A 23778-nucleotide genomic window follows, 5' to 3' on the forward strand; every position below is an offset into this window, starting at 1 on the left:
GGCAACGTGCCCAAAACCTGATTCAGCGGAGACCTCAGGATGGTTGATCTTCCAAACAAAGCCCGAGTTGTCATCATCGGCGGCGGCGTCATCGGATGCTCGGTCGCCTATCATCTGACCAAGAAAGGTTGGAGTGATGTTGTGCTGCTTGAACGCAAGCAGTTGACCAGCGGCACCACATGGCATGCGGCGGGTCTGATCGCTCAGCTGCGGGCCTCGTCCAACATGACCAAACTGGCAAAATACACGCAGGAGCTTTACGGCGCGCTGGAAGAGGAAACCGGCGTGTCCACCGGGCTTAGGCGCTGTGGATCGATTACCGTGGCACTGACTGAGGAACGCCGTGAAGAGATCTATCGCCTGGCTGCCATGGCACGTGCCTTTGGCGTTGAGGTCGAAGAGATTTCCAATGAGCGCGTCAAGGAAATGTATCCGCATCTGAATGTCGAAGACGTCAAGGGCGCGGTCTATCTTCCGCTGGACGGGCAGGGTGACCCGGCCAATATCGCGCTGGCCCTGGCCAAGGGCGCACGGCAACGCGGTGCCATTACCAAGGAACGGGTGAAGGTCACCGACATCACCAAACAGGGCCGTACCGTGACGGGCGTGGACTGGGTTGCCGATGACGGCAGCGCCTCGGGCCATATCGAATGTGATATGGTGGTGAACTGCGCCGGCATGTGGGGGCACGAGGTCGGCCGGATGGCCGGTGTGAACGTCCCGCTACACGCCTGCGAACATTTCTACATCGTCACCGAAGGCATTGACGGGCTTTCGCAACTGCCGGTTCTGCGAGTGCCGGATGAATGCGCCTATTACAAGGAAGATGCCGGTAAAATCCTGCTGGGCGCGTTTGAGCCCAATGCCAAACCTTGGGCGATGAAGGGCATCCCGGACAGTTTCGAATTCGATCAGTTGCCCGAAGATTTTGATCATTTTGAGCCCATTCTAGAAGCGGCGTGTAACCGGATGCCGATGTTGGCCGAGGCGGGCATTCATACCTTTTTCAACGGCCCTGAATCCTTTACTCCGGATGACGCTTATCATCTGGGTCTCGCGCCCGAGATGGACAATGTCTGGGTCGCGGCGGGCTTCAACTCGATCGGCATTCAATCTGCGGGCGGTGCGGGCATGGCGCTGGCGGAATGGATGGATAGCGGCGAGAAACCGTTTGATCTGGGCGATGTGGATATCAGCCGGATGCAGCCGTTTCAGGGCAATAAGCAATATCTGTTTGAGCGTTCGAAAGAGACGCTGGGCCTGCTGTACGCCGACCACTACCCCTATCGCCAGAAAGCCACTGCGCGCGGTGTTCGGCGCACCCCGTTCCATCACCATCTGAAAGAGCAGGGCGCGGTGTTTGGTGAACTGGCGGGCTGGGAGCGTGCAAACTGGTACGCAAATCCGGGGCAGGAGCGCGAATACCAGTACAGTTGGAAACGTCAGAACTGGTTCGAGAACTCAGCTGCTGAACACCGCGCGGTGCGCGAGAATGTGGGCATGTACGACATGTCTTCTTTTGGCAAGATTCGCGTTGAAGGACCGGATGCCGAGGCGTTCATGAACTATATCGGGGGCGGCGATTATTCGGTGCCGAACGGCAAGATCGTCTATACCCAGTTCCTAAACCGCACCGGCGGGATCGAGGCGGATGTGACGGTGACCCGTCTGACCGAGACCGCCTATCTGGTCGTGACCCCGGCGGCGACGCGGCTGGCGGATCAGACCTGGATGATGCGCCATGTGGGTAGCTTCAACGTGGTCATAACCGATGTCACCGCTGGCGAAGGCGTTTTGGCCGTGATGGGCCCCAATGCGCGCGCTTTGCTGGAAAAGGTCTCGCCGGCGGATTTCTCGAACGCGACCAACCCCTTTGGCACCGCACAAGAGATTGAGATTGGCATGGGCCTGGCCCGCGCTCATCGGGTGACCTATGTGGGCGAGCTGGGATGGGAGATCTACATGTCCGCCGATATGGCGGGCCATGTGTTCGAGACGCTGCATGAGGCCGGTCAGGACATGGACCTGAAACTCTGTGGCATGCACATGATGGACAGTTGCCGGATCGAAAAGGGCTTTCGCCATTTTGGTCATGACATCACGTGCGAGGACAACGTCGTGGATGCCGGGCTTGGTTTTGCGGTCAAGGTGGACAAAGGCTGTGACTTTATCGGGCGCGAGGCAGTGATTGCCCGCAAGGAAAGCGGGCCGAAAAGCCGCCTGGTTCAGTTCCGCCTGACCGACCCGGAACCGCTGTTGTTCCATAATGAACCGATCGTGCGGGACGGGGAATATGTCGGTTATCTCAGCTCGGGCAATTATGGTCATACTTTGGGTGGCGCTATCGGTATGGGCTATGTGCCCTGCGAGGGTGAGAAGGCGGCGGATGTTCTGGGGTCAACCTATGAGATCGACGTGTGCGGCGTGAAGGTAATGGCCGAGGCGTCGTTGAAACCGATGTACGATCCGAAATCCGAACGCGTCAAAGTGTAATCAAATTGTCGGAGCGCTGCGGCGCTCCGGCTTTGTTCTGGTCTCACATATCAAATATCCTGATGGGTTGCTTCACAGTTTTCGCGGTTCCCAAGTATGTCCGGGTTGCCGTAAAGACGACCGGTACCCCCCGGAGACCCGCAATGGCCAACGCAACACCCACACAGAATGCCGATACGCCAAAAGGCCTTGTTCTGGCGGTTACGGCCTATGTTTTGTGGGGCTTCTTGCCCATATACATGAAGGCGATGGCCCATATCGCGCCGGTTGAGGTTGTGGCGCATCGTATCATCTGGTCTGTACCCGTTGCCGGACTATTGCTGATCGCACTGGGGCGGACGCGGGATCTGAAGTCAGCTTTGCGCGATCCCAAGATGCTGGGCATGGCCTGTCTGACGGCTGCATTGATATCGGTGAACTGGGCGATCTATGTCTGGGCCATAGCCAGTGGGCATGCGCTGGACGCAGCGCTGGGCTATTACATAAATCCGCTGTTCAGTATCGCGCTGGGCGCGGTGCTGCTGCGCGAACCTTTGAACCGGACGCAGCTGATTGCTGTTGGGTTGGCCGCAGCCGGGGTGGTGGTTCTTGTTGTAGAGGCCGGAAGCCTGCCTTGGGCGGCGCTGGGGCTTATGTTCAGCTGGGGGTTCTACGCCTTCTTCAAACGCTCACTCCCGATCGGGCCAAATCAGGGGTTCTTGCTGGAAGTGCTGATCCTGCTGATCCCCGCATTGGTTTATGTGACTTGGCTGGGGGTCAACGGGACGGGGCATTTCGGGCTGGTCGCAACCGACACCATGCTGCTGGCCGGGGCAGGGGTGGTGACCGCAGTGCCGTTGCTGATCTATGCCAATGGTGCCAAACTGGTGCGCCTGTCGACGATGGGTATCCTGCAATACATCGCGCCGACCATGATTTTTGTGACTGCCATCGCGGTTTTTGGAGAGCAGATTGACCGTGGCCGCATGATTGCGTTTCCGCTGATCTGGGCCGCACTTGTGGTCTATTCGATCCCGATGATCCGGCAGATACGCGCTCAGGCCTGACGCAACAATTCGGCGGCCTCATGCGCCCAGATCGCATAGGCTTTGGGGCTGGGATGATAGCCGTCCGGTGCGGCCAACGCCGGGTCATCGGGTAAATCAATGGACAGATGGCGGATTTGCGGGAAGCCGGTCGCAATCTGTTGCAGGCCTTGGTCCAGGCGGGCTGCCTGACGCCCCAGCACCCAGGCAAGCGGTTGCGGCAAGGCGGGAAACCGACCCATCTGGGGAACGGCCGTTACAATGACACGCCGGGCTCCAAGCTGGTCGGTGATCAGGTGCATCAGACGGGATTGGTGTTCGACAAACCGCTTTTTAGTGACGCCACGGGTGACGTCATTGACGCCAAGCGCCGTAATGACGGCATCAAATTGATCTGTCAGACCCTCAAGGCGTTTCAGTGTATCCAGCGTTGTATGCCCTGTCGTAGCCTCGAGCCGCCATTCGACACTGTGGCTTTTTGCTAGTTGTGCGACCAACTGCCCGGACAAAGCCTGCGCCTGGGTGCCAGCGCCAACACCTGCTGCCGAGCTGTCGCCTGCGATTAGCAACCGCAAACGCGGGCCGCGCCCTTCACGGCCTTCGCGCGGCCCGGTCGGTTCGGGCAGGAACCGCGCCTTTCGTCGAACTGAAATCCCCTGTGCCGCCAATAGTGGCAACAGCGGTAATCTCAGAAACTGATCAGCTCCGATCCGGGCAGGCTTGGTCAACCCAAAGCGTCCTTGAAATTGATAAAGCGAGGGTCTTTTGCCACGCGTGCCATCATCTCGGTGCGCAGGGCTGCAATGGTTTTAAGTGGGCGCATGACCACTTCGAACTTTTCGATCAAGCCTTCATCATTCAGCCGGATCAAGTCCACACCAACCGCATCCAGATCACCAACCTTGCACTGAAATTCCAGCGCCCAGTCTTTGCCTTCACCCATGATCCGACGATAGCTGAAGTCCGAGAATACCTGCCCCACATGCCCCAGCAGAGCCGCCACGGGTTCGCGCCCGGCCCAAGTGCTGTAGTAGGTCGGTGGCAGAAAACGCACGTCTTCGGCCAGAAACTCGTGAATCAGACTTTCATCGCCTTTTGTGATGACATCTTTTAGTTGTTCGATTGTCGGGTGCATGGTTTCTCCTCCGAGTTGTCGCATGATTTGCTGAACTATTCAGTTCAGGCAAGCACGACGTTGCGGGAGGTTGTCGCTTGCGATAGGCAGACCCGCATGAGCGAGACCTACGATCCCCCGAAAACACCGCTGGATGTGCTGCACGAAGATGCGCATCTGATTGTGGTGAACAAGCCTTCGGGGCTTTTGTCCGTACCGGGTCGCGGAGAGCATCTGGCCGATTGTCTGTTGACCCGTGTGCAGGCGGCGTTCCCGCAGGCCCTGCTTGTGCACCGGTTGGACCGCGACACTTCGGGCGTGATGGTTTTTGCCCAAACCCCTCATGCGCAGCGCAATCTGAGCATGCAGTTCGAACAGCGTCAAACTCGCAAGACTTATATTGCCCGCGTCTGGGGCATAGTAGAGTCAAAGACCGGAACTGTTGATCTGCCGTTGATTGTGGATTGGCCCAACAGGCCGCTGCAAATGGTGTGCCATGAGACCGGCAAACCTGCGGTGACGGATTGGCGCGTGGTCAAATATGAAGGTAACACTACCCGCATACGCCTGTTCCCGAAAACCGGGCGCTCGCACCAGCTGCGGGTTCACATGCTGGCGCTAGGGCATCCGATTTTGGGTGATCCGTTCTATGCAAAAGGTGAGGCACGGGCCTTCCCGCGCCTCATGCTGCATTCCGAGGAATTGCGGCTGAAAAGCCCCGATAGCGGGACGTCGATGAAGTTTCGCGCCAAGGCCGGGTTCTAGGCTCAGGCGGGATTGGTCCAAAGCAGTTTGAGATTGCCCAGCGAAAACCGTCTGGTGCGTTTCTTTGGGGCGCAAGGCTGGCGGTTGGCCATGATCTCGCGTTCGATTTCAAAGGCGCGCAGGGTATGGTCCTGGGACCAGCGTCCCAGTTGCAGTGTCATCATTACGTGATTGTCGAGGCTAGGCATCAGTAATCTCCTGTGAATTGTTGAACCAGCATCCCACATCACTCCTGACAGCGCGTTGTCAGGGGGGTGTGCTAAGGTGTCAGCAGAGAAACCGGAGTTTGCCATGCGCCGTTCGTCCCGCCTGTTTGAAATCATCCAGATTCTGCGTGCCGCCGACGCTCCGGTTACTGCTGAGATGCTGGCGCAAAAGCTCGAAGTCTCGGTGCGCACGGTGTATCGCGACATCGCGGCACTGCAGGCCCAACGCACACCGATCGAGGGCGAAGCCGGCGTCGGGTATCTGATGCGGCGGGGCTATGACTTGCCACCACTGAACTTCGACGCTGAAGAGGTCGAGGCGCTTTGGGTCGGTCTGTCAATGCTGGCACGGACCGGCGACAGTACCCTGCAGGAAGCCGCCAAACGCATTTGCCGGAAAATAGAAGGCCTGCGCGCAAGTCCCGACTGGTTGCAGGTCGCGCCTTGGGGGGCTCCGGTTGATGATCCGGCCAAGGGCTGTATCCCGGTCGTGAATTACCGCGAAGCCATCCGGGACGAGCGCAAGCTTCGCCTCACATATGTCAGCTCGCAAGACGTTCGCTCCGAACGGGTCGTCCGTCCGGTTGCCCTGATCTATCACATCGAGTGCACGATGCTGGTTGCGTGGTGCGAATTGCGCAACGGTTTTCGCCATTTTCGGACCGATCGCGTCTGGGCCTGCGAAATGGTTGACGATCATTTCTGCGGCCAAGGGCAGCCGCTGCGGGAGATCTGGCAGGAGCAGAACCAATGGGGTTCCCCTGCCGAGGCCCATTGAGCGGCGGGTATTCGCCGATATCACCTGATTGTTGCTTGAGCCTGCGGGGGGGCAGCGCGATATACTGTGCCAAATAATGGGACCCGGCAAACGGGCCTCTGAGCAGAAGGTGATATCATGACGATTTCCAAGCTTGTTGTTTCTGCTGGGCTTTGCTCGGCCTTGTTCTTGGCGGGCTGCACCGACCCCGGAACGCTGAACTTGCCCTCGGACCCCAACCAAAATACCAAACAGGGTGCGCTTTTGGGTGGGTTGGTTGGTGCCGGTGTCGGGGCCATTGCGAACGACTCGGATCCGCTTCTGGGTGCGCTGGCTGGTGGTGCAATCGGTGCAGCAGGTGGCGGCCTTATCGGCAATCAACTGGACCGTCAGGCGGCTGAGTTGCGCCAGCAGCTGGCAAATGACGGCATCACAATCGTCAACGCGGGCGACCGCCTGATTGTTACTGTCCCCAACGACATCACCTTTGACACCGACAGCTCGACCGTGCGGCCTGCATTGCGTTCTGATTTGGTCCGGGTGGGTCAGAATTTGGTGAGATATCCCAACTCGGCCGTTCAGGTCATTGGCCATACGGACAGTGATGGCGAAGCCTCTTATAATCAGGCCCTATCTGAGCGTCGGGCTAGGTCCGTGGCGGATGTTCTGCAAGCCAATGGTGTGAACGGGGCCCGTATCAGCACCATCGGATTGGGTGAGAACCGACCTGCGGCCTCGAATCTCACACCCGAAGGGAAGGCGCGGAATCGTCGAGTTGATATCGAAATCATCCCCAACGGCAACACCTGATGTGACCGGGCACCGTCAAGGTGTCCGTTATTGCACATTGACTGCGCGTCAACTGGGCTTTGGCTGGCGGTGATCAGGGGCTACCTTCTGGAAAACGCCTGAACGGAGACCTTTTATGTCCGAACCGATCCTTCTGAGCCTGTCAGGTTCGCTGCGCCAAAATGCCACCAACCGAAAACTGCTTCGCGAGGCGGCGCGGCTGTTTGAGCCGGGCACTCATATCGAGGCCGATCTGAACTTGCCATTATATGACGGTGATCTTGAAGAAGGCGAAGGGGTTCCCGAGACCGTCCAGGTTTTGGCGGATCAGATTGCCCGTGCGGATGCGGTGATCATTTCGACGCCGGAATATAACAAAGCGCCGTCCGGCGTGTTGAAGAATGCGCTGGATTGGGTAAGTCGCACCAAGGATAAGCCCTGGGCGAACAAGCCGGTTGCGGTGATGTCTGCCGCTGCGGGTCGTGCGGGCGGGGAACGTGCACAGATGATACTGCGCAGCTATATGGTTCCGTTCCAGACGCGCATCTTGCAAGGGCCGGAAATTCATCTGGCCGACAGTTCGAACGAATTCGACGCGCAGGGCAAGCTGGTTAACGAACGCTATGAAAACGCCCTTCGGACCTTGATGCAGAACTTGCGGTCAGAGGCCGGTTTTTGAAACTGCCGGTTTGCTTGCCCGTATGGGGCAGGCCGCCTAATCTTGCGCTATGTCGATGGAAATTCAGACAGATGTGATGGACGCAGCCCGTGCTGGCGCGTTGCAGGTGACGCTTGGGAAACAGGCAACTGCGAGGGGCGGCACTGCGTTGCCGCCGTTTTTTCATCACCTGTATTTCTGGACTCCGCAGCCACCCGGCCAACTTGGGCGCGACGGACATCCCAAAGTCGGGGGCCTGATCCCCGATATGGGCCTACCCCGCAGAATGTGGGCAGGCGGACGCTTGGAGTTTTTCGCGCCTCTGATAGCAGGTCAGTTAGCCGAACGGCGATCGCTATGTGAAAGTTCGAGTTCGAAATCGGGACGCACCGGCCCCTTGGGCTTTGTCACGTTGCGCCACGAGGTTTGGCAGAGCGGTGCGCTGCGCCTGACCGAATGGCAGGATCTGGTTTACCGCCAAGACCCCTCGGCAGATACGGCCACCCCTCCGGCACCACTGGCCAGGCAGGATGAAACCGAACATCGCGAGCTGTCCTTCGACAGCACAATGCTGTTTCGCTACTCGGCCCTGACATTTAACGGACACCGTATTCACTATGACATCGACTATGCCCGTGATGTCGAAGGATATGCCGGGCTGGTCGTGCATGGCCCGCTTTTGGCGCAGCACCTGATGTTGTTTGCGGAAGATGTGATGGGCCCATTGGCGCAGTTTTCCTTCCGCGCAACCTCGGCATTGATGCATTTCGAAACTGCGAGCCTGTGCCGGAGGGGCAATACCCTGTGGGTGCGTGCGGCAGACGGGCGCCAATGTATGATTGCCGAAGCCTCAGCCTAAATGTTTCTGCATGGTAATCGAGGTCGCCCGGGTGAACCCGGGATGCGCCGTTTCCGCCGTTTTGACAAAGCCCATCCGGGCAAAGGAGGCATGGTTTTCGACCAATTCGACCCGTGTCTTCAGTTCCAGCGTCGCAAAACCTATTTTAGCCGCCCGCGCGGATGCCAGATCGACCAGACGCTGTGCCAGCCCCTGACCACGTCGGGTTTCGTCCACAGCCAGTTTGCTCAGATACAGACAGTCCTGTTTGGGTGTCAGAAAGACGACCGCATCCGGGCGATTGCCTATGATCCAAACCTCGTGGTCGCGGGCCTGTTGCCTAAGCGTTTCCTCGGTCAGGCGATGCATTGACGAGGGCGGGTCTATACGCCCCTCCATGAATGCAAAGCTGTGGCGGATCAGGCGTAACACCTGTGGCAATATCGGATCGTCCGGTTGCAGGCGAACTGGGGTGTCGTCGAGGGAGGTCACAAAGAAGCCTCGGGTTGAAAATCTGCGGGGATTTCATCGCGCCCTTCAAGCACCAGTTCGGCCATGACTTCTGCCACTTTGGGCGCCATACCAAATCCGATCTTGAACCCTCCATTGGCGATGAATTCTCCGGCGTACAGCGGATGTGCACCCAACATCGGCGCACGGCTTTTGCTGCGGGGTCGGACCCCGGCCCAGCGTTCGATCACTTCGGCACCGTGCAGGACCGGAACCGCCCGTGTGGCCCGGTCCAGGACATCATCCAGCGCCGCATCGGTGCTGGTCGGATTGTCATAATCCCGTTCCGAGGTTGATCCGATGGCCAATGTACCATCTGCATGCGGGACTATGTGAACGGCATCTGCAAACAGCTGGGAGACGTCCCCGGCATCGAACCGCAGCAAAGCCGCCTGTCCCTTGACGCCATTGCCGACCGTTTTGCCAAAGGCGTCGTTCAGTTCTAGCAGGCCAGAAAGCCCGGTGGCGTGAATGATATGCCCTTGATTGGCCGCATCGGTTTTGACCTCAACCCCCATCACCGCCAGCGCCGAAACCAGTGCAGAACATGCCCGCCTTGGGTGCATCCGGGCGCTAAGCGTGTCGTGGATCACAAAGCCGGTAGGGCTGGGAGGACACCACGACCCGACCTCATCCATTGCAACAACGCGCCATTCGGCCCGCCCCTGCCATAGCTCTGCGGCGGTGACCGTACGTGCATGGGCCAGATCCAGCGTGCGGCTATCTGCGATGGGCTGCAGCCTACCCAACCGGGCATATCCGGCTGAGACGCCTCCGGTCGCCTCAACCTGTTTCCAGAAGGGTTCGGCCATGATCAGGCTTTCGAATTGAAAAGCTTTCTTGGCATTCCAATTCTCGGGCACATGCGGGGCCAAAGCCCCGACAAGGCCGCCGCTGGACCCGGCACCGGGGCCAAAAGGATCTATGACCTGAACTTTTGCGCCGCGTCTAGCGCAGGCCCAGGCGATCGAAAGGCCAAAAATGCCCGCGCCTCGCACCGTCACATCGACCATTGCCATTCCCCTTTTCCTTGTTCAGTGTCGCGCCGCTTAGCTACAGGATTCCCCGATGGCAGACCAGCGCGCCGAACTGACCTGGAAAGACGGGCAGATACCTGTCTCAGGCCGTTTCGACGACCCCTATTTCTCGTTGCAGAACGGGCTGGAGGAGACGCGGCATGTGTTTTTGGCGGGCAATGACCTGCCCGCGCGGTTTGCGCCGGGGTTTCATATTGCCGAGCTTGGTTTTGGCACCGGCCTGAACTTGCTGACTGTCTGGTCCGAATGGGAAAAGGCTGGCCAAACGACCCCGCTGACATTCACCAGTTTCGAAGCCTATCCAATGGCGCCAGACGACATGACGCGTGCTCTGGCCGCCTTTCCTGAGTTGTCCCCTTGGGCCGACCGGTTCCTGTCCCAATGGCAGGGCGGTACCTGCGATCTGGGCACCCTGCAGCTTGAGGTTATCGAGGGCGACGCGCGGTCCACCCTGTCCGCATGGTCGGGGCAGGCCGATGCCTGGTTTCTGGACGGGTTCTCTCCGGCCAAGAACCCCGAACTTTGGGGTGCGGACCTGATGCAACAGGTATCCGATCACACGGCGCCCAATGGAACCGCCGCCACCTATACCGCCGCTGGGTTCGTCCGGCGCGGGCTCCAAGACGCGGGGTTCAACGTCACCCGCGCGCCGGGCTATGGGCGCAAGCGTCACATGACGCGGGCGGTCAAGCCATGACCCAACAGAACAACACTCGCGCCGGTATCGCGCTGATGATCGCGGCGACTGTGGTTTTTGCGCTGCAGGACGGTATCTCGCGCCATCTGGCCGGGACTTATAACACCTATATGGTCGTGATGATCCGCTATTGGTTCTTCGCAGCATTTGTCGTCGCTCTGGCGCTGCGTGCACCCGGCGGTATCGCGGCCACGGCCCGCACCAGTCAGCTTGGCCTGCAGATCCTGCGCGGGGTGCTTCTGGCCGGAGAGATTTGCGTCGCGGTCTATGCCTTTACCATCCTGGGCCTGATCGAAAGCCAGGCCGTGTTCATCTGCTACCCGCTGCTGGTGGCGGCACTCAGCGGCCCGGTTTTGGGCGAGAAAGTCGGTTGGCGCCGTTGGTCCGCCATCGGCGTGGGCTGCATCGGCGTGCTGATCATCCTGCAGCCGGGAGTGGGCGTCTTTAACCCTTGGGCGGTGATCCCGCTGATCTCGGCCCTGATGTTTGCCGTCTATGGCCTGCTGACCCGCTATGCGGCGCGGCGCGACACTACCGCCACCAGTTTTTTCTGGACCGGGATCGCCGGGGCGGTTGCCATGACGGCCGTGGGCGTGTGGTTTTGGGAACCTATGCAGGGCGGTGACTGGGTTTGGATGGGCCTACTCTGCCTGACCGGAGTTCTGGGACATTGGTTGTTGATTAAGTGCTACGAAATGGCCGAGGCCAGCGCCGTGCAGCCCTTTGCCTATTTTCACCTGATGTGGAGCGCCATTCTGGGAATCTCGGTCTTTGGTGAAAGCTTGCGACCCGCGGTTGTTGCAGGGGCCACATTGGTTATTGCCGCCGGACTGTTCACTTTATGGCGCGAACGACGCCAGAGTTGACCCGATCAGTTCCTCGGAAAATGGCACCGGCAACGCCTGCTGCCCCAACCGTGCGCGATACACAGGCAGGCTTTCGGCGACGCGCATGACATAGTTGCGGGTCTCGCTGAAGGGTATGAATTCGATCCAGTCGACGATATCGGCCTCACCCCGGCGCGGGTCACCATTGCGTTTCATCCACGAGATCGGCCTGCCCGGCCCGGCATTATACCCCGCAGCCATCATCACCACATTGCCGTTGAATTCTGCTGCCAGCTCGGACAGGTAATTCGCCCCCAGCTTGGCGTTATATCGCCAGTCCGAGGTCAGTTTTCCGGTTTGGTGGCTGCTTAGGATGCCCATATTCCGAGCCACAACTTTCGCCGTTGCGGGCATCACCTGCATAAGCCCGCGCGCGCCCGCGCCGCTGATGACAACCGGGTCAAACTCGCTTTCGCGCCGGGCGATTGCTAGCGTCATTTCCTTTGCCATAGGCAGGCCTAGATCTGCCACCGGATGAACCGGGTAATACGCGGCGGGCAGGACAACGCCGGTGGTCGCGGCGCGCTTGGCGATCATCACCGCCAGATGTGGTTCGTTCAGTTCGATGACCAAATCGCCCAGTTGACTTGCCTGAACGGGGTCGAGCCCCTCAACCAGATGGGTCAGGAACCGCTCGGATAGGTTTGCCTCACCTGCGCGCAACAGCAATAGCCCCGCTTCCAGAACGCTGGAATCGGCAAACTCCGCTTGTTTCCAGTGCGGTGCCCTTCGCGGGTTTGCCAGATCGCTGTCGAAGGGGCGCCCTATCCGTTCGGCGGCAAGAAGCCCGTAGAACGAGGTCTGGTGATCAGCACCCATGGCATAGGCCTCATAAGCCTTTTCCGCATCCCCCTGCGCGGCATAGGCCCGACCTAGCCAATACCCGCCGCGTCCCTTGGAAATCGGTGACTGCACCGCGCCCGAGAAGTTCTGGAAATGCCGCACAGCCGTTGCCGGATCATTCAACCGACGCAGGGCAAGGAATCCGGAAAGCCATTCAAGATCGGCATAAGCATAGCCCATGTCCGGCGTCATATGGTGTCTAGAGGCAATCTTGTATGCGCGGCTCACATCACCGTTGCGCATCTCAAGCCGTGCCAGTCGGCGACGGCCCTCGGCCCATTTGCCTGGCTCGCCCAGAGCATCCGGGCTGGATGACCGCGCCAGCATCAGATCAATCGCGCTGTCATCCAGTTCCTTTTTATCTCGCCAGACAAAGCGGTCAAAGGCAAGCCCTGCCGATCCGGCCACGGATTCGGGAACCGCCCCTACTTTGGCATCAACACCCGGCGCACGTTTTTGCAATGCAATCCGTGCCTCGGCCAGCTTGCGCTGATCGTCATTCACCAATGGCAGCATTTGTCCTGCGCTGATCAGATGACCGTCCCACAGCATCCGGTCTAACCGCGCCGCGTGGTGGGGTTTCAGCAATGTCGCGAAGTTCTCGATATAGTCTTTCTGCAGGCCCGATCCCATCGGCATCGTACGCCAGGCGGTGACGATATCCGCCTGCGCATCGCCCTGTCGCCCTTTAGCCTTCAGCGCTACGGCGAAATTCAGCGCCCCTTCCGCTGTTTGCGGGGCAGTGCCGGCGTAGAATTTCAACACCCGGTCCGGGTCAGCTCCGGTAAAGGCGGGTTCGCTTTCGCGCCGTAACCATGCCAGCCCCGGCCAATCCGGCCTGCGGTTCAGAAATACCAGCACATCGCCCGAGCTTCCGAACCCCTCGCGCAGCCAATGCCATACGATGATGTCACGTGACACAGATCCGCGCGGACCTGCCTCTTGCAGCGCGGCGTTCCAATCGCCCTTGCGCATTTCATACATGCCAGCGCGCAGATCGCCCACCGAGTCGGCTTGGGCCGGCCCGAAGGATGCCAGAATCACCGCTGTCAAAAGCGCCAGAACGCGTGTCATGCCTTGCATTTCCCAACCAACCAAGGATAGAGCCATTTAGGATAAACCTTGCGCCGGCGGGATCAACACACATTGCTAGGAATGTGATTGCCCAAGGCGCAAAAATTGCTAACCGCACAGCAAGGAGCGTGTCATGTTCAAAGGCTCGATGCCAGCCCTCGTTACCCCGTTTTCGAATGGCGAGTTGGATCTGGGCACGCTCAAACGTTTGGTGGAATGGCAAATTCAGGAAGGCTCGACCGGTTTGGTGCCGGTGGGGACCACCGGTGAAAGCCCCACCCTCAGCCATGAAGAACACGAAACGGTGGTGGCAGAAGTTGTCAGTGCCGCAGCCGGTCGTGTCCCGGTGATCGCTGGTGCGGGTTCGAACAACACGGTCGAGGCGATCCGATTCGTTCAATTTGCGCAGCAAGTCGGCGCGAATGCCGCTCTAGTGGTGACCCCGTATTACAACAAGCCGACCCAGAAGGGCCTAATTCAGCATTTCCGCACCCTACATGATTGTGCCGATATTCCGATCATCATCTACAACATTCCGGGCCGTTCCGTCATCGACATGACGCCCCAGACGATGGGTGAGCTGGCCGAGTTGCCAAGGATCGTTGGGGTTAAAGACGCAACCGGAGATTTGGGGCGTGTCAGCCAACAGCGCGCCTCTTGCGGGCCTGAGTTTTGCCAACTGTCGGGCGAAGACGCCACGGCGCTGGGTTTCAATGCGCATGGTGGTGTGGGCTGTATCTCGGTCACGGCGAATGTTGCGCCCAAGCTATGTGCCGAATTCCAGCAGGCCACCCTCCAGGGGGATTATGCCAAAGCGCTGACTTATCAGGACCGCCTGATGCCTCTGCATGAGGCGATCTTTATCGAACCCGGTCTGGTCGGGGCCAAATACGCCCTCAGCAAGCTGGGCCTATGCAGCGAAGAAGTTCGCTCGCCCCTGACCACGTTGGACGACAGCACCAAAACTACTATCGACGCAGCCATGAACCACGCAGGTCTGCTGTAACCAGGGGTGTTCTTGGCCTGATCCGATCTTCATCTGGCCAAAAATACCTCGGGGGATGAATTGGCCTGTCTGGGCCAAGAAGGGGGCTGGCCCCCTTCTTTACCGTTTGCCGTAATACAGACCCACGACATGCTCGGCCTGCGCAAAGAACAGCCAACGCGAAACTGCAACGCCGGCCACATGCGACAGCGCAGCCAGAAGAGCGAAGAAGTGGTTGAACGGCAGGATCAGCAGGATGACCGGCAATAGGAAGGCCAGCACAAACGAGATGACCCGCAATTTGTCCGCATGTTTCCTGCCAACCACGTGGACAAATTCGCGCAGAAGATAGTTTGTACCTGTATGTGGAGGCTCAAACGCACGCACTGCCCCGCGCTGCCCCAAACCCGTAGCGGTGCCAAGGTTTGTTCCTGAGTTCGCAAATGCCTTATCCCCTTGCCACCAGTATAATGTCTGCGCAACGGCAGCGATCACCAACAGAGGGACGGCAAGGCTGACCTGACCGGCCAGAAGCGAGCCACCGGCAAGGCTGAAGCTCAGAAACATGATTGGTGTCAGTTTCATGTTCCAACGTGGGATTGTCTTGAGCTGGGTGTAGATCATTGAGGTGGTGAAAACTGTTGCCAGCGAAAACAACGCGCCAAGGACGCCCAGAACACCCCAACGCTGACCAAAGATGACAGCGCCCAGCGCGTAGAAGCCCATAAGAATCAAGGCGATCACTGCGCACCAACCCTCACGGCTGAGCCAGCTTGACCGCCATTGGGTGAATGCTTTCCACGCACGTTCAGGATGGCCCAGGTGAAAGGTCGAGGCCATCAGCCCACCCACCGACAGGCCAAAGGCCATGGCATAGAATACGAAGGCCACCCACCCGGTGACATCCGGCATCCCAAGGCCCAGAAAAAACAGCAGCCCAAAGCCCAGACCGGACAAGGTAGTGAAGATAATGACGGATGGGGCCGGATGCATCAGAGCTTCTCCAGTGTCTTGTCGAGCCAACCCAGAAAGCCCTTGGGCTCTTCGGCTACCGGGGCCAGAAGGGGCGCGAGAATGTCGATCTGGTCCTCGATCTGATCTTTAGGGCGAGGTGGCAGGTATTTGTTGACGGGCTTGGTGCCCATTTCAGGCATCAGATCCATGCCACCACGTTCGGCGACCAATTTGCTGACATCGCTATCTGCGTCGCCCAGATCACCGAAATGGCGGGCTCCGGCGGGGCAGGTCCGCACACAGGATGGCACGCGGTCCACTTCGGGTATGTTCTCGTTATAGATGCGATCCACGCAGAGGGTGCATTTCTTCATCACGCCCTCGGCCATATCCATCTCACGCGCGCCGTAAGGGCAGGACCAGGCGCAAAGCCCGCAGCCGATACAGTCGCTTTCATTGACCAATACGATACCGTCCTCGACCCGCTTATAGCTGGCCCCAGTGGGGCAGACGGTGACGCAGGGCGCGTCCTCGCAATGGAGGCAGGATTTGGGGAAGTGGATCAGCTGGGCGTGACCCTGTTCGGGTTGGACCTCGTAGGAATGTACCCGGTTCAGGAAGGTGCCGGACGGGTTGCCGCCATAAGCGTCCTGATCCGACAGGGGCGCGCCGTAGTTTTCAGTGTTCCAACCTTTGCAGGAAATCACGCAGGCATGGCAGCCGACACAGGTGTCCAGGTCGATGACCAGACCCATTTTCTTGTCTGTGGATTGGGGGAGCTGGGTCATTTTCCTACCTTCCACGCCAGATCTTTTGGTCCGGTGCCGACCGGTGATTTGATCGGTTTGAATTCGGGCTGGCTTTCTGCATCCGAAGGTGGCGCCGCCTTTTCGATCCTGACCTTCAGGTCGAACCAAGCAGCCTGACCTGTAATCGGATCAGAATTGGCCCAACGCATTCCATCGCCTTTTGACGGCAGCAGTTCGTGGATCAGGTGGTTCAGCAAAAAGCCTTTGGTGGCCTCGGGCGCGTCTTCTTGCAGGGCCCATGCGCCTTTGCGTTTGCCGATGGCGTTCCAGGTCCAGACAGTGTTTTCGTTCAACGCGGCCATCTCCATGACCGGCACGGTGATCTCCCCGTGCGGAGAGGTGACTTTGGCCCAGTCGCCGTCCTGCAGCCCGTGTTCGCGCATCAGTTTGGTTGGGACGTATAGCGGGTTGCGCCCGTGTAGCTGGCGCAGCCAGGCGTTTTGGGTGCCCCATGAGTGGTACATCGCCATCGGGCGCTGGGTCAGGGCGTTGATGGTGAAGCCTTCGTTGCCCTGTTGGTCGGTTTCGTACCAGATCGGCAGCGGGTCCATGGTGTCTTTGAGGCGTTGACGCAGATTTTCCGGGGGCTGGCGGTCGCCATGACCCTCGGCGGCCAGTTGGAATTTGCGCATCGGTTCTGAGTAGAGCTGGAACAGATAGGGTTGCGGGCTGTCGTAGATTCCCATGCCCACGGCCCAATCCTGATAGGCAGCGTTCCAGGGTTTGTAGTAATCCGCCCCTTCGGGGATATGCGCGACGTAGAAGCCGCCATTTTCGATGTAGCGATTCAGCTGGTCGGGGTTGACCTCGCCACGACCTTCCTTGTCGCCATTTTCGCCTCGAAACCCGGCCAGTGGGCCAATACCGGGCTTTCGCTGATGGTTAACGATATAGTCAGCGTAGTCTTTCCACTTCGGCGTACCATCTTCGTTGGTAAAGCCTGGCAAGCTCATGCGGTTGGCCAGTTCCACCAGCACCGACTGAAAGCCCCGCACGTCGCGGTCGGGCTCGATCACCGGCCAGCGGATTGCGTCGGCGGCGGCGTCTGCCTCGCAGATCGGGCGGTCGAGCAGCGAGATGCAGTCGTGCCGTTCAAGATAGGTGGTGTCGGGCAGGATCAAGTCGGCATAGGCCACCATTTCCGAGGAATAGGCATCGGAATAGATGATGTTTGGGATGACATATTTGCCGTCTTCGGTCTTGGCGGTCAGCATCTCCATCACACCTTTGGTGTTCATGGAGGAGTTCCACGACATATTCGCCATATACATGAACAGCGTGTCGATCTTGTAGGGATCACCGGCGGCGGCGTTTGAGATTACCATATGCATCAGCCCATGGGCTGACATCGGGTTTTCCCATGTGAATGCTTTGTCGATCCGTTGGGGAGTGCCGCAGTCGTCCAGCAACAGGTCTTCGGGCCCGCGGGGGAAGCCTAGATGGGGGCCTTCCAGCGGTCTGCCGGGGCGGCGGTCGCCATGCGGGGTTGGGTGTGCCTCGACTGGTTTGGGATAGGGCGGTTTGAAGCGGAAACCGCCTGGAACTTCGACGGTGCCGAGGATGATCTGCAGCACGTGCAGCGCGCGGCAGGTCTGGAACCCGTTGGCATGGGCCGAGATGCCACGCATGGCGTGGAAGCTGACCGGGCGACCGATCATCTTAGCATGGGTTTCGCCGCGGAAATCGGTCCATTCCTGATCCAGCTCGATCGCCTCGTCAAAGGCGACGCGGGCGATTTCCGCCGCGATGGCGCGAATGCGACTGGCCGGGATGCCACAGCGGTCAGCCACGGCCTCAGGGGCGTGCTCGTCGCTTAGGTATTTCTCGGCCATCAGGTGGAAAACCGGGCGATGGGTGACGCCGTCCTTTTCGTAAGTAGCCGACAAGTCCGGGCGTACGCCCGGCTTGTCGAACGCAGTGAGTTCGCCTGTGGCCCGGTCGATCACCAGCGGTTTGCCGTCACTATCGCGCAAGAACAGACCTTTGTCGGGGCCTTCGGATGCGTTCACCAGAACAGGCGCGTTGGTATAACGGCTGAGGTAATCCAGGTCGATCTTGCCGGCCTTCATCAGCACATGGATCAGCGACAGGATGAACAGCCCGTCGGTGCCGGGCGTAATCCCGACCCAGTCATCGGCGACGGCGTTATAGCCTGATCGAATCGGGTTCACACCGATCACCCGTGCGCCGCGTGCCTTGATCTTGCCGATGCCCATCTTGATCGGGTTGCTGTCGTGGTCTTCGGCTACGCCGAACAGCATGAATAGCTTGGTGTGGTCCCAGTCGGGCTGGCCAAACTCCCAAAACGCGCCGCCCATGGTGTAGATGCCGCCTGCGGCCATGTTGACGGAACAGAAGCCGCCATGGGCCGCATAGTTTGGGGTGCCGAAATTCTGAGCCCAGAAGCTGGTGAAGCTTTGGCTTTGGTCGCGACCGGTAAAGAAGGCCAGCTTTTGCGGCGCTGTCTCGTGCAGCTCATTCATCCAGCCGACGGCTGTGCTGATCGCTTCGTCCCACTCGATCTCGCGGAACTCGCCCGATCCGCGCGGGCCGACACGGCGCAGCGGTTTGCGTAGGCGCGACGGCGCGTTGACCTGCATAATGCCTGCGCTGCCCTTGGCGCACAGAACGCCTTTGTTCACCGGGTGGTCTCGGTTGCCCTCGATATAGGCGACCTTGCCGTCTTTCATGTGAACGTTGATGCCACAGCGACAGGCGCACATGTAACAGGTGGTCTGCCGGATCTCGTCCGAGACTTTGGGCGAGGTGTCAATCACTGGCTGGTTCATAGGCGCCCCTGTAGTTTGCAGACTGGTATTCCCCCGAGCATTGCCGGGAACCGGAATAAAATTTGTTTTTCACGGACTTGTCGAGACTTATATTCCGTTTTCGCCATGTTGCGCTTGAACAGCAGTCACGGCGATCATGTGAAGGATGTCCTCTGCCGTACAGCCGCGCGATAGATCATTTGCCGGCTTGGCCAGGCCTTGTAGGACTGGCCCGATTGCCTCAACCCCTCCGATGCGCTGTGCGATCTTATAGCCCAGATTGCCCGCATTCAGGCTGGGGAAGACAAAGACATTCGCTTCGCCCTTCAGTGGCGAATCCGTCGCCTTTTGCGCCGCAACCTCGGGGACAAAGGCGGCATCGAACTGCAGCTCTCCGTCGATCAGAAGGTTCGGATCTTTTTCGCGTGCGATCCGGGTTGCCTCGACGACCTTGGATACTTTTGGATGTTCGGCGCTTCCCGAGGTGGAAAAAGACAGCATCGCCACACGCGCCGTGTTTCCAGTCAAAGCTGAATAGGATGCGGCTGATGCGCGGGCAATTTCCGCCATTTCTTCGGCGTTTGGATCCACCACCAGGCCACAATCGGCAAAGATGCGCGCGCCTTTGACCTCGTGATGATCCTGACAGAACAGCATGAGAAAAAAACTGGATACCATTGTTGTACCCGGCGCTGTTCCGATGATCTGCAACGCCGCGCGAACTGTGTCAGAGGTGGTTTCAACCGCTCCGCCCACGGTGCCGTCAGCGATACCCTGATGCACCAGCATGGCGGCAAAGGTCAGCCGGTTGGTGATCTGTTGCCCTGCCTCTTCAAGGGTCATGCCCTTGTGCTTGCGGCGATTAAACAGCGCTTCAGCCAGTTCCGTGGTGATTGAGGAATGCGCCGGGTCAAGAATGTCTATCCGAGTGGGATCAAATCCTTCATGCGCATCCAGAAGGGCCGAAATTTTGGCCCCGTCGCCGATCAGGATGATCCGTGCAATGTCCTCTTTTACGGCCCTGACCGCACCTTCCACGACGCGGGGATCATCGCCCTCTGACAGGGCGATGATCTTGTCCGACGCGCTGGCCGTCCCAAGAATGGCGCGCAGCGGTTTCACGCGGATTATACCCCGGCCTGCGGTTCCATGTCGTCATTGCTGATGCCTGCCACCGCGACCGGTTTCTTCATTGCGTCCCGACGGAACGGCTCGCCCAGTTCCTGGTTGATCATGGCTTCGATCAGCGTGGTGATCCCATTCTTCTGATCCTCAATGGCCTGATTCAGGGCTGCAGTCAGCTCATCCTGTGTGCGGGCCACGACACCTTTCAGGCCACAGGCCTGAGCGATACCGGCATAGGACACTTTGGTGTCCAGTTCGGTTCCGACAAAGTTGTCGTCGAACCACAGGGTCGAGTTGCGCTTTTCAGCACCCCACTGATAGTTGCGGAAAACGATCTGGGTGACTGCGGGCCATTCATCGCGGCCGATTGCGGTCAGTTCGGTTACAGCAATACCAAAGGCGCCGTCACCCGAGAATCCAACGACAGGCACATCCGGGCAACCGATCTTGGCACCCATGACAGATGGCAATCCGTATCCACAGGGGCCGAACAGCCCGGGGGCCAGATATTTGCGGCCCGCTTCAAAGGATGGGTAGGCGTTGCCGATGGCACAGTTATTGCCGATGTCGGACGAGATGATCGCCTCTTTCGGCAGGGCTGCCTGAATGGCGCGCCACGCCATGCGCGGGCTCATCCAGTCGGGCTTGGCTGCACGGGCGCGTTCGTTCCAGGTTGTGCCCGGATCGTCCTGCTCGTGGTCCATCGAAGTCAATTCCTGCGCCCAGCGTGACTTGGTTTCCGCGATTTTCGCTTTGCGTGCATCGCGTCCTTCGTCACCTGCGGTGTCTGACAGCTGTGCCAGGATATTGGTTGCAACGGTGGCTGCGTCGCCAACAATACCGACAGATACCTTCTTGGTCAGGCCAATGCGGTCGGGGTTAATGTCAACCTGAATGATCTTTGCATTCGCCGGCCAGTATTCCATACCATAGCCAGGAAGAGTCGAGAACGGGTTCAGGCGAGTGCCGAGACACAGAACCACGTCTGCTTCTTTTATCAGCTCCATACCGGCTTTCGAGCCATTGTAACCCAACGGGCCAGCAAACAGCGGGTGCGAGCCCGGGAAGGCGTCATTGTGCTGGTAGCCAACACAAACCGGGGCGTCCAGACGCTCGGCCAGTGCTTTCGAGGCTTCGATGCCGCCCGCAGACAGAACCGTGCCCGCTCCGTTCAGGATGACAGGGTTCTTGGCATCCGACAGCAGCGCGGCGGCTTCGGTAACGGCTGATGCGCCGCCAGAAGGCAGTTCAAATTCAACTACGGCAGGCAGCTCGATATCCACAACCTGAGTGAAGAAATCACGTGGAACATTGATCTGTGCCGGTGCCGAGGCGCGCTTGGCTTTGGTGATAACGCGACTCAGAACTTCGGCCATCCGCGAAGGGTCGCGTACTTCTTCCTGGTAGCAGACGCAGTCTGCAAACATGCGCATCTGTTCCATCTCCTGGAAACCGCCCTGACCCATGGTCTTGTTTGCGGCCTGCGGGGTTACCAGCAGCAGCGGGGTGTGGTTCCAGTAGGCGGTTTTGACGGCAGTAACAAAGTTGGTGATCCCGGGTCCGTTCTGCGCGATCATCATCGACATTTTGCCGGTGGCGCGTGTGTACCCGTCAGCCATCATCCCGCCCGAGCCTTCATGTGCGCAATCCCAGAACGTAATGCCAGCTTTTCCAAAAATATCCGAGATCGGCATCATCGCCGAACCGATGATCCCAAACGCATGCTCGATCCCGTGCATCTGCAGAACTTTAACAAAGGCCTCTTCGGTGGTCATTTTCATCTGATTTGTCTCCGCGGATTTGTGGATGAAGCCGGACGATCAGCCCAGCCTTTGGGTACGGTTGTGGCCCAAGGGACGGAATGGCGTTAGGTCCAAAACGAAATGCGGATTAGGTCCAGACGCGGGCTACTGCGTTTGGATGGCATCCGCGATCAGCTTCACGCCCGGAGCGATGCGGTCGGGCGCGATGGATGAGTATCCGAGCCGGTAGAAGTTCTGTGGCCTATCCGGCCCTGCGAAAAACGGTGCACCAGGCTCGATGTGAACGCTTTGGTTTTGCAGGCTGCGCGCCAGCTGGGACATGTCGACATGTTCGGGAGCGGACATCCACATCGAAGATCCGCCCATCACACCGCGCCCCGCCACCGACAGCCCGTATTCGTCGATAGCCTTGTCCATTGCATCCCGCCGCTTGGACAGCTCTTTGGACATGCGCCTGATCTGAGCATCGTAATGACCCAGAGACAGAAAATACGCTGCAGTGCGCTGAATGTGGCCCGGCGGGTGGCGCAGCACCAAAGAGCGCAGCGCGCGCGCCTCGCGGATAAATGGCTCGGATCCAACCATGTAACCAAGGCGCAATCCAGGGAACAGCGATTTTGAGAAGCTGCCCACATAGATGACACGTCCATCCCGGTCCATGGACTTCAGCGCGGGTGAGGGCGCCCCCAGAAACGCCATTTCGAATTCATAGTCATCCTCGACCACCATTGCGTCCAGATCCCGGGCACGATCCAAAAGTTGGCGGCGACGGGTGATCGGCATGGTTGCGGTTGTCGGACTCTGATGGCTGGGTGTGGTGAAAATGACATCCGTTTTATCGGGCAGCGCCTCGGGTGGCAGGCCATCCTTGTCCACGCCAATGGGTACGACCGCGCAGTCCCAATGGTTCAACAGGCTGCGCAGCGCATAGTAACAGGGGTCTTCGATGACGGCGGTGTGATTGTGAGTCAGCAGAATGCGCGACGCCAGCCAAAGTGCGTTCTGCGCCCCCAGTGTGATCAATATTTCTTCGGGGCGGGCCGAGATTCCACGGCGGGGCAGAGTGTGGCGGGCGATGAACTCGATCAGCAACGGATCGTCCTGATCGACATAGTCGCGGGTCAGCGATTCGAAATCCTTGTGCCCCAATGCCCGCACTGCACATAGCCGCCAGTTGGCATGATCGAACAGGGTTCGGTCCGCCTGACCATAGATAAAAGGATAGGTATAGTCCCGCCAATTCCAGGGCTTGGGCAACACATCTGAATCTACAAACCGGCGGGCCAGCGCCTTGTCCCAATCCACGGTCTCAGTGCCCCGTTGGATGGGCGTGTATTTAGGCGGTACTGGCGCATTTTCCGACACATAGTACCCAGATCGGCCCCGGGCGGTCAGGTAGTCATTGGCCAACAGCTCGGTATAAGCCAATGTCACGGTGATCCGGCTGACACCCAGATGCGTGGCCAGTTTACGCGACGAGGGCAGTTTTTCTCCGACATGGAACCGGCCTGACAGGATGCCTTCTGCAATCATCTGCTGAATCTGGGCCTGCAAGGTGCCTTGCCCATTCAGCTCTAGAAAGAAGGTATCTACTGAAATCCCCATAAGACCTTATAGAGTGGCCTTATTGATTGAGCAATCTGGACTCACGATCTTTTCACGAATTCTGACCAGAAATTGT

22 protein-coding genes are annotated in these 23778 nt (G+C 59.0%); 10 read left to right on the plus strand and 12 right to left on the minus strand.

Annotation, left to right across the window (positions count from 1 at the left end; translation table 11 throughout):
* Positions 1-39 precede the first annotated feature (39 nt).
* Entirely contained in the window at positions 40-2493 is a 2454-nt protein-coding gene (locus tag AC2FH9_RS14540) for a GcvT family protein (protein WP_496750395.1), read from the plus strand.
* Between the two features lie 143 nt (positions 2494-2636).
* Positions 2637-3539: an EamA family transporter RarD gene (gene rarD / locus AC2FH9_RS14545; protein WP_496697633.1), complete on the plus strand. Its 903-nt coding sequence runs from the start codon at positions 2637-2639 to the stop codon at positions 3537-3539.
* Here rarD and AC2FH9_RS14550 read toward each other — a convergent pair.
* Positions 3530-4246, minus strand: a complete 717-nt coding sequence (locus AC2FH9_RS14550) for an SGNH/GDSL hydrolase family protein (protein WP_496697635.1) — start codon at positions 4244-4246, stop codon at positions 3530-3532. The genes rarD and AC2FH9_RS14550 overlap by 10 nt on opposite strands.
* Positions 4243-4653 (minus strand): nuclear transport factor 2 family protein, encoded by a 411-nt coding sequence (locus tag AC2FH9_RS14555; RefSeq protein WP_142637264.1) that lies wholly within the window; start codon positions 4651-4653, stop codon positions 4243-4245. Before AC2FH9_RS14555 ends, AC2FH9_RS14550 begins: the two co-directional genes overlap by 4 nt.
* Before the next feature lie 60 nt (positions 4654-4713).
* Between AC2FH9_RS14555 and AC2FH9_RS14560 the strand changes: the two genes are divergently transcribed.
* Positions 4714-5397, plus strand: coding sequence for an RluA family pseudouridine synthase (locus AC2FH9_RS14560; RefSeq protein ID WP_496872051.1), 684 nt, complete (start codon positions 4714-4716; stop codon positions 5395-5397).
* A 2-nt stretch (positions 5398-5399) separates the two neighbouring features.
* Here AC2FH9_RS14560 and AC2FH9_RS14565 read toward each other — a convergent pair whose 3' ends face one another.
* Complete coding sequence (locus AC2FH9_RS14565) at positions 5400-5585, minus strand: hypothetical protein (RefSeq protein WP_496697636.1); 186 nt, start codon at positions 5583-5585, stop codon at positions 5400-5402.
* Positions 5586-5688: 103 nt separating this feature from the next.
* On the opposite strand from AC2FH9_RS14565, the gene AC2FH9_RS14570 reads away from it, so the two are divergent.
* From AC2FH9_RS14570 to AC2FH9_RS14585, 4 genes are all read left to right on the plus strand, one after another.
* Positions 5689-6381, plus strand: a complete 693-nt coding sequence (locus tag AC2FH9_RS14570) for a helix-turn-helix transcriptional regulator (protein WP_271949714.1) — start codon at positions 5689-5691, stop codon at positions 6379-6381.
* A 117-nt stretch (positions 6382-6498) separates the two neighbouring features.
* Positions 6499-7170: a YiaD family glycine zipper/OmpA-like lipoprotein gene (locus AC2FH9_RS14575; protein ID WP_142637036.1), complete on the plus strand. Its 672-nt coding sequence runs from the start codon at positions 6499-6501 to the stop codon at positions 7168-7170.
* 115 nt (positions 7171-7285) lie between these two features.
* Entirely contained in the window at positions 7286-7828 is a 543-nt protein-coding gene (locus AC2FH9_RS14580; RefSeq protein ID WP_282021960.1) for an NADPH-dependent FMN reductase, read from the plus strand.
* Positions 7829-7877: 49 nt separating this feature from the next.
* Positions 7878-8666, plus strand: a complete 789-nt coding sequence (locus tag AC2FH9_RS14585; RefSeq protein ID WP_496872018.1) for an HTD2 family dehydratase — start codon at positions 7878-7880, stop codon at positions 8664-8666.
* On the opposite strand, the gene AC2FH9_RS14590 is transcribed toward AC2FH9_RS14585, so the two are convergent.
* Positions 8658-9137 (minus strand): GNAT family N-acetyltransferase, encoded by a 480-nt coding sequence (locus tag AC2FH9_RS14590; RefSeq protein WP_282021958.1) that lies wholly within the window; start codon positions 9135-9137, stop codon positions 8658-8660. The genes AC2FH9_RS14585 and AC2FH9_RS14590 overlap by 9 nt on opposite strands.
* Positions 9134-10174, minus strand: a complete 1041-nt coding sequence (locus AC2FH9_RS14595; RefSeq protein WP_281973082.1) for an NAD(P)/FAD-dependent oxidoreductase — start codon at positions 10172-10174, stop codon at positions 9134-9136. The genes AC2FH9_RS14590 and AC2FH9_RS14595 overlap by 4 nt, the downstream gene beginning before the upstream one ends.
* 49 nt (positions 10175-10223) lie before the next feature.
* On the opposite strand from AC2FH9_RS14595, the gene mnmC2 reads away from it, so the two are divergent.
* Together mnmC2 and AC2FH9_RS14605 are read left to right on the plus strand one after the other, a co-directional pair.
* Entirely contained in the window at positions 10224-10889 is a 666-nt protein-coding gene (gene mnmC2 / locus AC2FH9_RS14600; RefSeq protein ID WP_496872021.1) for a tRNA (5-methylaminomethyl-2-thiouridine)(34)-methyltransferase MnmC2, read from the plus strand.
* Positions 10886-11755, plus strand: a complete 870-nt coding sequence (locus tag AC2FH9_RS14605; RefSeq protein ID WP_496697645.1) for a DMT family transporter — start codon at positions 10886-10888, stop codon at positions 11753-11755. Before mnmC2 ends, AC2FH9_RS14605 begins: the two co-directional genes overlap by 4 nt.
* On the opposite strand, the gene AC2FH9_RS14610 is transcribed toward AC2FH9_RS14605, so the two are convergent.
* Positions 11729-13693 (minus strand): lytic transglycosylase domain-containing protein, encoded by a 1965-nt coding sequence (locus tag AC2FH9_RS14610; protein WP_496697707.1) that lies wholly within the window; start codon positions 13691-13693, stop codon positions 11729-11731. The two genes, AC2FH9_RS14605 and AC2FH9_RS14610, sit on opposite strands and share 27 nt — an antisense overlap.
* A gap of 133 nt (positions 13694-13826) precedes the next feature.
* Between AC2FH9_RS14610 and dapA the strand changes: the two genes are divergently transcribed.
* Positions 13827-14699 carry a 4-hydroxy-tetrahydrodipicolinate synthase gene (dapA, locus tag AC2FH9_RS14615; protein WP_496872023.1) on the plus strand — a complete coding sequence of 291 codons (873 nt, stop codon included), beginning with the start codon at positions 13827-13829 and terminating at the stop codon, positions 14697-14699.
* A gap of 99 nt (positions 14700-14798) precedes the next feature.
* Here dapA and AC2FH9_RS14620 read toward each other — a convergent pair whose 3' ends face one another.
* The 6 genes from AC2FH9_RS14620 to pdxR all read right to left on the minus strand — a co-directional run bounded on the left by AC2FH9_RS14620 (position 14799) and on the right by pdxR (position 23702).
* Entirely contained in the window at positions 14799-15671 is an 873-nt protein-coding gene (locus AC2FH9_RS14620; protein ID WP_496709398.1) for a dimethyl sulfoxide reductase anchor subunit family protein, read from the minus strand.
* Positions 15671-16420, minus strand: coding sequence for a 4Fe-4S dicluster domain-containing protein (locus tag AC2FH9_RS14625; RefSeq protein ID WP_271949727.1), 750 nt, complete (start codon positions 16418-16420; stop codon positions 15671-15673). Before AC2FH9_RS14625 ends, AC2FH9_RS14620 begins: the two co-directional genes overlap by 1 nt.
* Positions 16417-19230, minus strand: a complete 2814-nt coding sequence (locus AC2FH9_RS14630) for a molybdopterin oxidoreductase family protein (protein ID WP_496703350.1) — start codon at positions 19228-19230, stop codon at positions 16417-16419. Before AC2FH9_RS14630 ends, AC2FH9_RS14625 begins: the two co-directional genes overlap by 4 nt.
* A gap of 87 nt (positions 19231-19317) precedes the next feature.
* The gene (pta, locus tag AC2FH9_RS14635; RefSeq protein ID WP_496692488.1) at positions 19318-20331 is read right to left on the minus strand and encodes a phosphate acetyltransferase; all 1014 of its coding nucleotides are present in this window, start codon (positions 20329-20331) and stop codon (positions 19318-19320) included.
* A 5-nt stretch (positions 20332-20336) separates the two neighbouring features.
* Positions 20337-22115 carry a sulfoacetaldehyde acetyltransferase gene (xsc, locus tag AC2FH9_RS14640; protein ID WP_142637005.1) on the minus strand — a complete coding sequence of 593 codons (1779 nt, stop codon included), beginning with the start codon at positions 22113-22115 and terminating at the stop codon, positions 20337-20339.
* A 126-nt stretch (positions 22116-22241) separates the two neighbouring features.
* Complete coding sequence (pdxR, locus tag AC2FH9_RS14645) at positions 22242-23702, minus strand: MocR-like pyridoxine biosynthesis transcription factor PdxR (RefSeq protein ID WP_496697654.1); 1461 nt, start codon at positions 23700-23702, stop codon at positions 22242-22244.
* Between the last annotated feature and the right edge of the window lie 76 nt (positions 23703-23778).

Source organism: Ruegeria sp. CDSC081 (assembly GCF_059610485.1).